General features: G+C 61.3%; 11 protein-coding genes. 8 read left to right on the top strand and 3 right to left on the bottom strand.

Annotation, left to right across the window (positions count from 1 at the left end; translation table 11 throughout):
- Nucleotides 1-125: 125 nt before the first annotated feature.
- The 3 genes from IPI01_19705 to IPI01_19695 form a co-directional block, all read right to left on the bottom strand.
- Nucleotides 126-1,262, bottom strand: coding sequence for a hypothetical protein (locus IPI01_19705; GenBank protein ID MBK7259980.1), 1,137 nt, complete (start codon nt 1,260-1,262; stop codon nt 126-128).
- Nucleotides 1,259-1,621, bottom strand: a complete 363-nt coding sequence (locus tag IPI01_19700) for a DUF4148 domain-containing protein (protein ID MBK7259979.1) — start codon at nt 1,619-1,621, stop codon at nt 1,259-1,261. The genes IPI01_19705 and IPI01_19700 overlap by 4 nt, the downstream gene beginning before the upstream one ends.
- Nucleotides 1,622-1,713: 92 nt before the next feature.
- Nucleotides 1,714-2,067: a hypothetical protein gene (locus IPI01_19695; GenBank protein MBK7259978.1), complete on the bottom strand. Its 354-nt coding sequence runs from the start codon at nt 2,065-2,067 to the stop codon at nt 1,714-1,716.
- Between the two features lie 391 nt (nt 2,068-2,458).
- Between IPI01_19695 and IPI01_19690 the strand changes: the two genes are divergently transcribed.
- From IPI01_19690 to IPI01_19655, 8 genes are all read left to right on the top strand, one after another.
- Nucleotides 2,459-3,808 (top strand): NapC/NirT family cytochrome c, encoded by a 1,350-nt coding sequence (locus tag IPI01_19690; protein ID MBK7259977.1) that lies wholly within the window; start codon nt 2,459-2,461, stop codon nt 3,806-3,808.
- A gap of 8 nt (nt 3,809-3,816) precedes the next feature.
- Entirely contained in the window at nt 3,817-5,028 is a 1,212-nt protein-coding gene (locus IPI01_19685) for a hypothetical protein (GenBank protein ID MBK7259976.1), read from the top strand.
- A 395-nt stretch (nt 5,029-5,423) separates the two neighbouring features.
- Nucleotides 5,424-6,113, top strand: coding sequence for a DUF4405 domain-containing protein (locus tag IPI01_19680; protein MBK7259975.1), 690 nt, complete (start codon nt 5,424-5,426; stop codon nt 6,111-6,113).
- Nucleotides 6,106-6,276 carry a hypothetical protein gene (locus IPI01_19675; GenBank protein MBK7259974.1) on the top strand — a complete coding sequence of 57 codons (171 nt, stop codon included), beginning with the start codon at nt 6,106-6,108 and terminating at the stop codon, nt 6,274-6,276. The genes IPI01_19680 and IPI01_19675 overlap by 8 nt, the downstream gene beginning before the upstream one ends.
- Nucleotides 6,273-7,439, top strand: coding sequence for a UDP-N-acetylglucosamine 2-epimerase (non-hydrolyzing) (gene wecB / locus IPI01_19670; protein ID MBK7259973.1), 1,167 nt, complete (start codon nt 6,273-6,275; stop codon nt 7,437-7,439). Before IPI01_19675 ends, wecB begins: the two co-directional genes overlap by 4 nt.
- Before the next feature lie 105 nt (nt 7,440-7,544).
- On the top strand, nt 7,545-11,213 hold the full coding sequence (locus tag IPI01_19665; GenBank protein MBK7259972.1) for a DUF2334 domain-containing protein: 3,669 nt from the start codon (nt 7,545-7,547) through the stop codon (nt 11,211-11,213).
- Nucleotides 11,146-11,550: a hypothetical protein gene (locus IPI01_19660; protein ID MBK7259971.1), complete on the top strand. Its 405-nt coding sequence runs from the start codon at nt 11,146-11,148 to the stop codon at nt 11,548-11,550. Before IPI01_19665 ends, IPI01_19660 begins: the two co-directional genes overlap by 68 nt.
- Nucleotides 11,547-12,833 (top strand): glycosyltransferase family 2 protein, encoded by a 1,287-nt coding sequence (locus IPI01_19655; GenBank protein MBK7259970.1) that lies wholly within the window; start codon nt 11,547-11,549, stop codon nt 12,831-12,833. The genes IPI01_19660 and IPI01_19655 overlap by 4 nt, the downstream gene beginning before the upstream one ends.
- The last annotated feature ends 98 nt before the right edge of the window (nt 12,834-12,931 follow it).

Below are 12,931 nucleotides of genomic sequence, written 5' to 3'. Positions count from 1 at the left end.
TGTAGCAAAATTCCGGCGCACTTTCAGGTCGCGGCACCGTTCAGGTCACGCACTGTCACGTGGCGTCAGGCCGCGGCCGTTCACGCTGCCGTTCAGGCGTCCTCTGTCAGGCCGCGGCCGTTCGGTCACTTTTCAGGGAAGGAGAGCTGGACGGTGAATGCGTTGTTGGTGTATGCGTAGAAGGGATCGTTGGACGCATTCCAGATGTGGTCGTAGGCGAGCCCGAGCGTGCACCGGAGTGCCGGGAGCGGCACGGTGAAGGTGACATTGACCGCGGAGCGGGTGTCCAGACGCTGCGACGCGATCTGCGTACCCGCTTCGTCAAATGCCGGCTGTGTCGAATACGTCCGCCATTGCCAGGTCCCCGTCAACCGCGCCTTGATGTCCCACGGAAGGATCTGTGTGAGCATGAGCGTGGTCTGCGGGCCTTCGTACCCGTAGTGGTCGTCGAAGATCTCATCGTCGGCGATGAGGCCCGACGTCGATCCGAGGTAGCGCGTGTCTTTGCGCAGGTTGAGCTGATAGCCGCCGGCAACGCTGAGTCCGGTCTGCTCGAACAGTGACTGCCCGATGCGGACGCTGCCGGCCAGCTGCGTGACGCCGGGGCTGGAGAGGGCACTCGAGCGGCGGCCACGTCCCGTGGCCACTACCGTGGTGTCCTCATTCGGCGTACTGTACAATTTCATGCCGAGGTCCACCTGGCCGATGATGGTCGTGCGCGACGGCAGAAAGGCCGAGCCCTGGATGAAGAACTGATGTTCGGCATGATCGAACGACGAGAGGTTCGGGAACCGCATGAGCCTCATCGTATAGCCGGTGCGGCCGACGAACATGTCCGAGAACTGATGCTTGAGCGAACTCGACAGCATGGCAGCACTGTTGTCGTAGTACGCGAACTCCTCCCGGTCGGTCCGCACGCTGTAACTCGCAGCGGCGTTCCACAGGGTCTCCTCGTCATCGCCAAAGAGCTCCGCGAAGGTGATGCCGCCGGCATGCACCTGATTGCTGCGTCCCGGGACCATGGTGAAGTAATTGTAGCCGCCGTTGTACTGCAGCGTCGTGTTCGTGCGGTCGGTGGTCCAGTCATACCCCGCCTGCAGACCCGCCGATATGATGCGGTCCGACAGGCGCAGGCTGTTGTTGTTCACGTTGTCGTCCACCATGGTGCCGACCTCGGCTTCCACCGAGAACTGAGCAGTTGCCGGAATGACGGAAAGAAGAGAGCCGAGGATGACCCCGGCAAGAACGTTCGTGTGTTTCACTTCTTCCCTCCCTGTCCGTACCGGTTTCCCGTGCCATTGCCTTTGCCCTGGCCTGCACCCGGCTGGCCATTCATTGCTCCCCGCTTGAACCCGAGTCCGCCCGCACGGCCATCGCAGATCCCATCGCCATCGGCGTCCACGAACCGGTCCTTGCGTCCTGCCTTGCCGTTCCCCTGGTGCTCGATCCGGTCGTCAATGCCGTTGCCGTTCTCGTCGCGGAAGCCTTCCTGTCCCGCCCTGACACGTTCGCGCTTCTGCTCTGCTGTGCGGTTGGCGGCGGTGGTGTCGCGCGATTGACTCGCGGCGGAAGCCGGCAGGAGAGCCAGCGTGGCGATCAACACTAACGTTCTGGAGTTCATGTGTCTACCTTTGTCTCAAGCCCGACGAAAGAACAACCGGGTGACGCAGGGCGGCATCGGAGGATCCGGTGCCGACCTGCGTCACCATGAACTTACTTGCCCCGTCCGCGTCCCTTGGGACCCGTACCGTCGCACACGCCCGTGCCGGTTCCGGTGCCCGTGCCGCAGCTGCCGTCGCGAAGGCCCATGCCCTTACCCTGTCCCTTGCCGAGCCCGCTCTGCGTGCCGTTCATCTTGCCGAACTTGTTGCCCGAGCCGTTCGCCGGCTTCGTGTAGTCCGCATCCTGTCCGTTGGGGATCCCGTCGCCATCGGTATCGACCGGACCGTGCTGGCCCATGGAGGTCTTGCCCGTCTTGCCGAGGGTCTGTGCCGCTGCATCCGTGTGCAGTGCGCCGAGGAACACGACCAGCGCGAGTGTGAGGAACAATGCCGTGATGCGTTTCATGATGATACTCCTTGTGTGATACCCTGTTCTTGAAAATTTGTTGTTTGTGAGAATGCTCATGAGCTTGCCCCTTGTCATTCAATGTCCGTGCCACAATTCCGTGCATACCGGTAACACCATGTCGTGTATGAAGTTGAATGCAATGTGGGGCCGCGGTGCCGCCGTTGGCCTCCACGAAACGATGGTCTCCCGCGTGTCTTCTCGACACTATTGTCGAGATTCCTCGTCAGGAGTGCCGACCTTTCCCATCTTTGCGAACAGTCGCGAAAACACCCCCGGAACCACGCGTAATCAACGACTATTTGATACCCATCTCTGGCACTACGTTTGAACAGAATTCCCTATCCTCTGTACGCTCTGATCCAGTACGACCATCACAAGGGACCGCACCATGAAAACCTTGTTCGTTCTCCTCCTTACCATAGCACTTACCCCTGCACTTCCAGGCCAGCAGAAAAAATCCGGCGATGACGCTCTGGGGACGCATCCCTATGATGCGTTCGAGAAGCCGAAGAGCTGCGGCACGGCCTGCCACAAGGACTTCTTCCAGCAATGGCAGCAGTCGATGATGTCGCAGGCATACACGCATCACTGGGATGAGATCGAGTACTTCAAGCTGGCCGTGCCGCATGCGGAGAAGGACCCGAAGGTCGCGGGCGTGAAGGCCGGGTGCAACGGTTGCCATTCGCCGATCGCTTTCATGGCGGGAGATGTGCCGCCGCCGAAGCCGGAAGCCAACAGCCGCGCGAATGAATCGGTCTCCTGCGACGTCTGCCATACCATCACCGGCTTTGCGGGCGACACGCCGTTCAATTTCAACTACATCAGCGAGCCGGGCAAGATCAAATACGGCCGCCGCGAGGGTGTGGTGTCGCCGGTACACGAGACGCGCAAACTCGAGTTCATCTCCAACCCCGACTTCTGCGGAACCTGTCACAACGAGAAGAGCCCCTATGGCGTCTGGGTGAAATCCACCCACCTCGAGTGGAAGGAAGGGCCGTACGCAAAGGAAGGCGTGCGCTGCCACGATTGCCACATGACGAAGGCCGAAGGCCAGATCGTCTCGCTGAAGCCGAAGGTCCCCGATGCCATGCAGCATCTGTTCCACGGTGCACATGACCCCGGCAAGGTGCGCGGTACGATCGAAGTGCGCATCCACCCCGATGGCCGGGAGGTGGAACCGGGCGAGAAGGTACGCTTCACCGTTGCCCTGTTCAACCAGAAGACCGGACACAAATTCCCGACCGGCTCCGCGGAAGAGCGAATGGTGTGGCTGCATGTGGAAGCCACCGATGCGAAGGGGAATGTCTATCACCTCCCCGTGGACAAGAAGGGATTCGTGGGAGAGGAATACACCATCGCAGCGAACACGCTGGCGTATCAGGATATGGGCATTCCGTTGAACCTGCCGGACTTCAAGGGTATCCAGCGCGACGGTGTGCCTCTCGGCGACAGGATCTTCCGCCTGCCGTATCTCGATCCGCAGGGGCGCATGACGATCATGCAGTGGAACACCGCATCGCAGGCGGTGGATTACCGCATCGGACCGCGGGAGACAAAGATGGAGAACTTCACCTGGGTGGTGCCGGGTACGTGCGCGCCGGGGCCGTTGACGGTGAAGGCAACGCTGAATTACCAGAAGCTTCCCACGCCGGTCACGGAATTCCTCGGCGTACCGATGGAAGAAGCCGAGATCATCGAGGTCAATACACACGCGACATCCGTCACCATACTCCCATGAGCATACCCATGAAACGCACTCTCTTTTTCACTCTGTGTACGCTGATGCTCCTGTCCGTTCTGGCCGTGGAAGCATCCGCGATCCCTGCGTTCGCGCGCAAGTACGATATGTCCTGCAATACCTGCCACCGTCCCGCCCCGCGCCTGAAGGCCTATGGCGAAGAATTCGCGGGGAACGGGTTCGTGCTCGCAGACAAAGAAGCGCCGCGTGCCTACCGTGACACCGGCGACGATGAACTGATGTTGCTCCGGGAGGTCCCGCTCGCGCTCCGGCTGGAAGGGTACGGGAGCTGGAAGTCCGGGGATGCCGGCAAGGCCGATATGCAGTGGCCGTACCTCGTGAAACTCCTCTCCGGCGGACAGATCGCCAAGGACGTGTCGTACTACTTCTACTTCTTCTTCGGCGAGAGGGGAGAAGTGGCGGGGCTCGAGGATGCATTCGTGATGTTCAACAGAGTCTTCAACAGCGAACTCGATATCTATCTCGGACAGTTCCAGGTGTCGGACCCGCTCTTCAAACGCGAGCTGCGGATGACACTGGAGGACTATCAGGTGTACCGTGTGAAGCCCGGGCTCTCGTCCGCGAACCTCACGTACGACCGCGGTGTGATGCTGACGTACGGGTTCGAGACGGGCACGGACATCACCGTGGAGCTTCTGAATGGCTCCGGGATCGGCGCCGCGGATGCATCGCGCAGCTTCGACTCCGACAAGTACAAGAACACCATGTTCCGGCTGTCGCAGGAGCTCGGCGAGCATTTCCGCGTGGGCGGGTTCGCCTATTTCGGGCGCGAGCAGGGGGAAAACCTTGACCTGGCCCCGAGCTGGAGAGGGGTTGCCACGAACGAGATGTGGATAGCAGGGCCTGACGTCAGCGTCGAATTCGGGAACGTACAGGTGAATGCGCAGTACGTGGCGCGGAGCGATGAGAATCCGTTCTTGTACACGCCGGGCTGGATCGCGGGGACAGGCCCATCGAAGGTGAAGACCAACGGCGCCTTCGGTGAAGTGATCTTCACGCCGGGCGGCGACGCAGGGAAGTGGTACGGTGCGGCGCTGTATAACTGGGTGGATTCCGAACAGAACTCGCTCGATTACCAGACGATCACGGGGCACGTGGGGTACATGCTCGCACGCAATTTCCGCGTCGTCGGTGAGGTCACGCACGACACGATCGCCAAGACCACGAAGCTGTCCGTGGGTTTTGTGAGCGCGTTCTAAGAACACTGTTCGGTTGCGTGAGATCAGCGGGCTGGATTCCATTCCGGAGCGACCGTCTTTGTGTAAAGTGCAGCGTTGCTTTCCACAAAGACTGTTGTTCACATCCTGCTTAACACAAGCCGGGAGCAGCGCGTCACTCCCGGCAATTTTTTGCCCCCCTGGAGATGGATGTCCCGGCTCCGCCCGTTCCTCGCGACACCGTCGCTCATCCACAGCATTTCTCCTCCCGCTTCCGTATCTTCTATCCATTGTGAATCCGACAAATTCGTCGAACAAGGGGCAAATTCGCCGAGCGTGATCTGCAGGAGCCGCGATTTTCGCGTGGATCGAGCGCTTTCCATGGCACGGTACGTGCAATTTGGTCAGGGAACCATTGAACGGATCCCGAGCAGACCATGACCATTGCCAAACCTGATGCGAAACCATTCTCCTGGAGAGCCTTCGTTACCTTCTACGTCGTGCTCTCGTTCCTCGTTATCGCTGTCACCGGGATCGTCCTGTTCATCACCCCGCCCGGACGCATCGCCAATTGGTCCGACTGGCGCCTCCTGGGGTTCTCGAAATCGCAGTGGCAGACCGTCCATACCATCTTTTCCTTCATCTTCGTCGTCGCGGCATCCTTCCACCTCTTCTTCAACTGGCGGGTCATTCTGGGCTACATGGCGAAGAGGATCCATGAAGGCATCAACAAGCGTCGTGAACTGGCCGGCGCGGTCACCGTCGGCATCATCGTGTTCGTGATGGCGGCCGATGGGATGGTGCCGTTCGGGACGGTGATGGCATGGGGAAGAGATCAAGAACAGCTGGTCGACACCCGCGACGGAACCTCCGGTCCCGCATGCGGAACTGCTGAGCGTCGCACGGCTCGCCGGCGAGATGAAGCTCCCCGTGAACGAACTCATGCAGCGCCTCTCCGCCGCGGGCATCGTTCCCGACAGTGCGGGGATGTCCATCAAGGACCTCGCATCGCGGTACTCCCTGACGCCGAAGCAAGTGTACGACCGCGCAGGCATCCAGCCTCCACCGGCCATGCCGGCCGGGGGCGGACCTGGCTACGGGCGCAAGAGCGTTGCAGCGTTGTGTGAGGAAGCAGGGATCTCCATCGACGAAGGTATCGCCCGCCTCGGTGCGGCAGGGCTCAGCGCAGAACCCGGGACAACGATCCGTACGGTCGCCGGGGCAGCCGGGATGTCGCCGGCAGATGTCGTCGCTATCATTCAAGGACAACCTACACGCAAGGAAGAATGAAGAAGAAGACCGTTGCCGTGATCTTCGGGACCCGTCCCGATACCATCAAGATGGCACCCATCATCCTGAAGCTCCAGGAGGAGCAGGAGTGGTGCCGGGTGGTCACCATTGCCACTGCACAGCACCGCCAGATGCTGGACCAGGTGCTGGATGTCTTTCACATCACGGCCGACCATGATCTCAATATCATGCAGCCGAAGCAGAGCCTGGCAACGATCACGCACAACGCCATCGAGGCATTGGACAATGTCCTCGTGCAGGAATCGCCGGACATGGTGCTGGTGCAGGGCGACACGCTGACCACCTTCGTGGGAAGCCTCGCGGCGTTCTTCCGTCATGTGCCTGTCGGCCATGTGGAGGCCGGACTGCGCACGAACGATAAGACCCAACCGTTCCCGGAAGAGATCAACAGGCGGCTGACGACGGTGATCGGCGATCTCCACTTTGCACCGACCGACACCGCGCGGAAGGCCTTGCTGCGTGAACGCGTCGATCCACGGACCATTCACGTGACCGGCAACTCCGTGATCGATGCGCTCCACATCGCGGTCGGGCAGAAACACACGTTCTCGACACCTGAGCTCCAGAGAGCGGCGGCGGACAAGCGGAAGTTGATCCTCGTGACCATGCACCGCAGGGAGAACTGGGGCGAACCTATGCGTGGCGCCGCACTCGCGCTGCGCCGCATCGCGGAATCGTCGCCCGATGCGCTCGTCGTCTTCCCGATCCATAAGAACCCGATCGTCCGCGATGCCGTGATGCCCGTGCTCAGCGGGATGGAGAATGTGATGCTGATGGAGCCGCTGGATTACATGGACTTCGTCCACATCATGGCGCGGTCGCACCTGCTCATCACGGATTCGGGCGGGGTGCAGGAGGAAGGGCCGGCGCTGGGCAAGCCCGTGCTCGTGCTCCGCGAGGTGACCGAACGCCCCGAGGCGGTGAAGTACGGCACGGTGAAGCTTGTCGGGACCGATCCGGAGAAGATCTATGCCGGCGCGAAGAGGCTCCTGGGTAACGCGGCGGCGTACAGGAAGATGGCCGGTGCGGTGAATCCGTACGGCGACGGCAAAGCCTCGGAACGTACGGTGGATGCGATCAAGCACTTCTTCGGTTTGCGAAGGACGATGGGGAAGGAATTCGTCGCGAAGAAGAAGCGATAATGGAAGATGGAGGATTGAAGATCGAGGATCGAGAAAGACCGCACTTGCCGGTCGTCGATCGCCACTTGCCGATCGTGAATGGGGAAAAGAAAGAAGTGACGCGATATGGAAGAGTTGAAGACGAGGGGGAACGTGGGACGGCGGAGATCTTCCGGGGCGTGGTTGTACCTTTCACTTCTCGCGCTTCTGCTGCTTTTTGCTGTCGCTGCTCCCGCATCGGCGGAGCCGCCGAAGAAGGTCCTCATTGTCGTTGAGGGGAGGACCGACCCCACCAGCTTTGCCATTGGTGATGGACGCCATCTTGCCGCACTGCTCGGTCATTTCAATGTGACATCCACCGTGATCGGCGTGGACGACTACGCGTCCGGCCGCATGCAGGCATTCGCGCAGGTCTTCTATATCGGATTCCATGCAAAGAATGCGGTCCCCCGCCCATTCCTCGACGATGTGCTCGCCGGGTCGACACCCGTGATGTGGATCCATACCGGCTTCCGGGAGTTCTCGGCATCGCACGACCTGAAGAAACGGTTCGGGTTCACCGTCGGCGGCATGGATTCCACAGGCGTCTACACGGTCGTCGAGCGCGGCACCGACCGCTTCACCAAGACCGAGCCGATGTTGAATGTGGTCACGATCACCGATCACGCCCGTGTGCGGGTGTTCGCGACCGTCTACGCGCCGAAGTCCGGCCGCCGCCTTCCGTATATCATAGGCTCCGGAACGTTCCTGTACTGTGCCGACTCGCCGTTCTCGATGACCGGGCCATCCGACCGGTACATCATGTTCGCGGACATGCTGCACGACATCCTCGGCGAGGACCATGATCATTCCCACTCCGCACTCATCCGCATCGAGGATGTGAATCCGATGGAGCAGCCGGACCGGCTGCGTGACGTCGCCGATGTGCTTTCCTCCCGGGGTATCCCGTTCCTGGTGGGGGTGTCGCCGTTCTATGTGATCCCCGCCGAAGGCGTCCGCGTCAGCCTCTCCGACAAGCCCGATCTTGTCGATGCCCTGAAGTATATGGTCAACAACGGCGGCACGATCGTGATGCACGGGATCACCCACCAGTACCGGGGCACCACCGGGGCGGACTACGAGTTCTGGGATGAGAGTACGAACCGTCCGATCGCCGGTGAGACCGAAGAAGGGGTCCGCCGGAAGGTCGAGCTGGGCATCCAGGAGTTCATGCGCAACGGATTGTATCCACTGGTCTGGGAGACCCCGCACTACACCGGGTCGTTCACGCTGTATAACGTGATCGGCGACTATTTCACGACCGCGATGGAGCAGCGGCTGACCATCGAGAATGCCGACTACAGCCAGTTCTTCCCGTACATCATCCGCCGGGATCTCTTCGGCCAGATGATCTATCCCGAGAACCTGGGATACGTTCCGCTGAGCACCGACCCGGCCGTCGGCCGTGCGCGGATCCGGGAGATGGCGCGCGATGCACGCACCAATCTCGCGGTGCGTGATGGGTTCGCCGCGGGGTTCTTCCATTCGTTCGTGGACCATGCGCTGCTCGAGGAACTCGTGGATTCGCTCCGCGCGATGGGCTATACGTTCCTCGATGTGCGCGAGGATCGCCACCGCGTCGCCATGCGCGACCGCGTGATCCTCACGGGATCGCAGGACTACAGTGTCGCGCTCACCGACCAGTATCTTGCCGAGACCACCTTTGACCGCAACGGAGAACCGATCGCGCGCGTGACGTCCGAAGAGCGGCTGACCGGCACGAGCACGCATTCCGTGACCTTGAACCCGGGGGAGTGGTACAAGGCCGAGCCGACAGAATTCCGGGAGCGCCAGTTGTCCACGATGGACCGCGCATGGTTGAAGGTCCGCCAGGCAACGGCAGCCATCCTCGCTCCGGGAGGGGGCTGGCGTGAAGCCAGGCCGGCCGTGCTCTGGAACCAGTATGCCCGCGGTGCGGCGTACAATGACCAGGCCTCGTTCGCGGCGTTGTTCGCGAGCGTCAGCATCCCGGTGGATACGATCTTCGTCGGCGAACCGGTGGATCCGGGCCAGTACAATGTCATGGTCGTCCCCTACGGATTCGTGGACTCCCTCCGGCTGGAGGAGTATGATGCTCTCGTGCGGTGGGTGAAGGCCGGCGGATGCCTGATCACCGATACGCACAACTATCTGATCGAGGAGATGGGGTTCCACTTCACCGGGACGTTGATCCGGGTGAACCGCGTGCAGGACCGGATGTTCCCCGAGGAGCGCATCTCCTGGCGCATGGCGGAACCCCTTCCGAAGTTCGAGGTGGGGGATGGGGATGAGGTCTTCTGCATGGACAACGAGACGGAGGCGCCGCTCGTTGCCGGCAGGGAGTTCGGCAAGGGGAAGGTCATCTTCATCGGTACGCGGTTCGACCCCCACTCGCAACTGGGGTACAGCCACTATCCGTTCATGATGGAATACATCCGCACCTTCTTCAGCGTTGCGCCGGTGTTGCGCCGGGAGGCGCTCGAGATGTACTTCGATCCCGGCTTCCGGCACTCGCAGAGCATCGAACAACTCATCAAGCTCTGGGTCCAGCAGGGCATCCGGCGCATCCACGTGGCCGGCTGGCACATGTATCCGAAATACACCTACGATTATGAACGGCTGATCACTCTCGCCCACGCGAACGGCATCCTCGTGTATGCGTGGTTGGAACCGCCGCAGGTGAGCCAGAAGTTCTGGCTGGAGCATCCGGAATGGCGCGAGAAGAACTATCTCGGCCAGGATGTGCGCCCCTCGTGGCGCTACCCCGTGGCCATGACCGATTCGCGGGCGCGGCAGGCGATGCTTGCCGAGTACAACGCCTTCCTCCACAAATTCGATTTCGATGGCGTGAACATCGCCGAGCTGTACTTCGAGGCGGGGTTGGGCCTGTCGGAACCCGCGCTCTACACGCCCATGCATCCGTCGGCGCGGCGGGACCTCCTTGCGTTGCTCGGTCAGGATCCGGCCGGACTCTTCGACCCGCGTTCGTCGATCCACTGGAAGGAACACCCCGCTGTGCGGAACCTCGTCAGCGCGTACCGCGTCCGGACCCTCGACCGCGTCTATCGCGAGATCCTGGGCGTTGCACAGGCGATCGGGAAGGAGCGGGAAGGATTCGAGGTGATCGTGACGGCGATGGACAGCTACGGATCGCCGGAACTCCGGGAGCAGATCGGCGTGGACATGGACGGCATCATCCGCCTGCAGAAGGAGTTCGGGTTCGCCCTGCAGGTGGAGGACCCCGAACGGCGCTGGTCCACGGACCCGATGCGCTATGAGTCGATCGGTGCCGACTATGCCGGGCGCCTCGGCTCCGCGGAGAAGCTGCTGCTGGACCTGAACATCCTGTCCTTCCGCAGCAAGGATGTGATCACCCCGTTCCCGACGATGATCCAGACAGGCACGGAGTGCTTCCAGTTGGTCCGTGCTGCGGCGCTGGGCGCTCCGCGGTCAACGATCTATGCGGAGTCGAGTGTGAACCCGCAGGACATGCTGCTTCTCTCCGCGGCCTATGCGGGGGCAGCGTCCATGCACCATGAGGGCGGGGGCTATCACATCGAAACCCCGCACCACCTGATGCTCAAGCTGCCTCCGGCGGTCAAGGAAGTGTATCTGGATGGGATACCGCTTGCGCCGGTGCGCGACAATCTGTACATGATCCCCTCCGGCAACCACATCGTGGCGCCGGTGAGCGATGTGACCGGCCTCGATGTCGCCCCACCAGTTCTTTCCGCACATCCTTTCCATCACCGGCACGCTCCATGCGATCGACTATGACATGCGGACGCTCAGGTTCCAGTATACCTCGGACGGACGCTGCCTGGTGATGGTGAACCGCGAGCCGCATGGCCTCCTGATCGATGGCGTGGAGCATCCGTTCGCGGTGATGAAGGGCAACGATGGGTTCACGCTCTTCCTTCCCGCCGGCGCGCACCGGGCCGAGATCGTTGCGGGGGACATGTTCTCGTATGGCGTCAACCTGACAAGTTTCTGGTCTTCCACCGCCATCGCCTGGTTCGGCATCGCATCGGTGGTTCTGCTGCTCGGCATGTACGCCGTGGTCGTTGTGCGCCGCAGGTCCGCGGTTGCCCCTGAGAGGAGTACCCCGGCATGACGCTTCTTGAAGTTGACCTGAGCGCTCTGTTCGTCGTTGCGGTCATCCTGATATGGTTCATGATCGGGTATCAGTTCCTGCTCACCGTGTTCGGCTACATCAATTTTCTCCGCTCGGCACGGGAACGAAAGGACGTCGATGGCATCTCCTTTACGTATCCGACCTGCACGATCCTCATCCCCGCACACAATGAGGAGATGGTCATCCGCCGCACGGTGGAGTCCATGTGCCGGCTTGTGTATCCGCGCGACCGCCTGAAGATCATGGTGATCAATGACGGATCGAAGGACCGGACACGGGAGATCGTGCTCGAGCTGGCGGCGCAGGACGACCGCGTCGTGCTCTTCGATGTGCCGCAGGGGCAGGGCGGGAAGGGGAAATCGCGTGCGCTGAACCTGGGCATCCGCCAGGTGGATGCGGAGATCATCGCGATCTATGATGCCGACAACACGCCCGATCCGGACGCGCTCCGGTATCTCGTGGCCCAGCTCATCCTCCACCCCGAACTGGGTGCGGTGCTCGGGAAGTTCCGGACGGTGAACAAGAACGCCACGTTGCTGACGCGCTTCATCAACATCGAGACCCTCGGGTTCCAATCGATGCTGCAGGCCGGCCGGTGGCAGATGCATCACATCGCGACCCTGCCGGGGACGAACTTCGTCATGCGCGCCGCGCTCATCGCGGAGCTTGGCGGGTGGGATGAGGAAGCGCTCACGGAGGATTCCGAGCTGAGCATCCGCATCTACGAACACGGCTACCGGATCAAGTACATCCCGTATGCCGTCACGTACGAACAGGAGCCGCAGGAATGGGCGGTGTGGATCCGGCAGCGCATGCGGTGGGTCCGGGGGAACAACTATGTGATCGGGAAGTTCTTCCGCCACATCCCCCATTTCAAGAACCGGCGCCTTGCCTTCGATCTGCTCTATACGCTCGCATTGTACTATGTCTTCTTCATCGCGATCGTCATTTCGGACATCCTGTTCGTTGTCAGTGCCTTGAGCCTGGTGAGCATCGCGCTCCCGGGGCCGTACACCGCGGTGTGGATCCTGGCGTTCTTCCTGTTCCTGGGGGAGATGCTGGTCACGCTCTCCTACGACCGCGAGGATACGCTCAGCAACCTCGGTCTCGCGTTCCTCATGTACTTCACGTACTGCCAGCTCTGGATGTATATCGTCATCAAGGCGTGGTGGTCGGATTATGTGCGGAAGGAGAAACGGGTGTGGGCGAAGACCGAACGGTTCGCGGTGGGAGCGGCGGAACAAGTGAAGACCGAAGAGTGAAACTCGACGTGTGAAGGTTGAAGATGTACGATCGAAGGTTGAAGTCCAAAGACCGGAGATCGACGTGTGAAGATAGGGGCGTGAAGGTTGAAGCGTAG

Source organism: Ignavibacteriota bacterium (assembly GCA_016707525.1).
Lineage (GTDB): Bacteria > Bacteroidota > Ignavibacteria > UBA10030 > UBA6906 > JAGDMK01.
The sequence above is the reverse complement of the archived record's forward strand: the minus strand, read 5'-3'. Positions and strand labels throughout refer to the sequence as shown.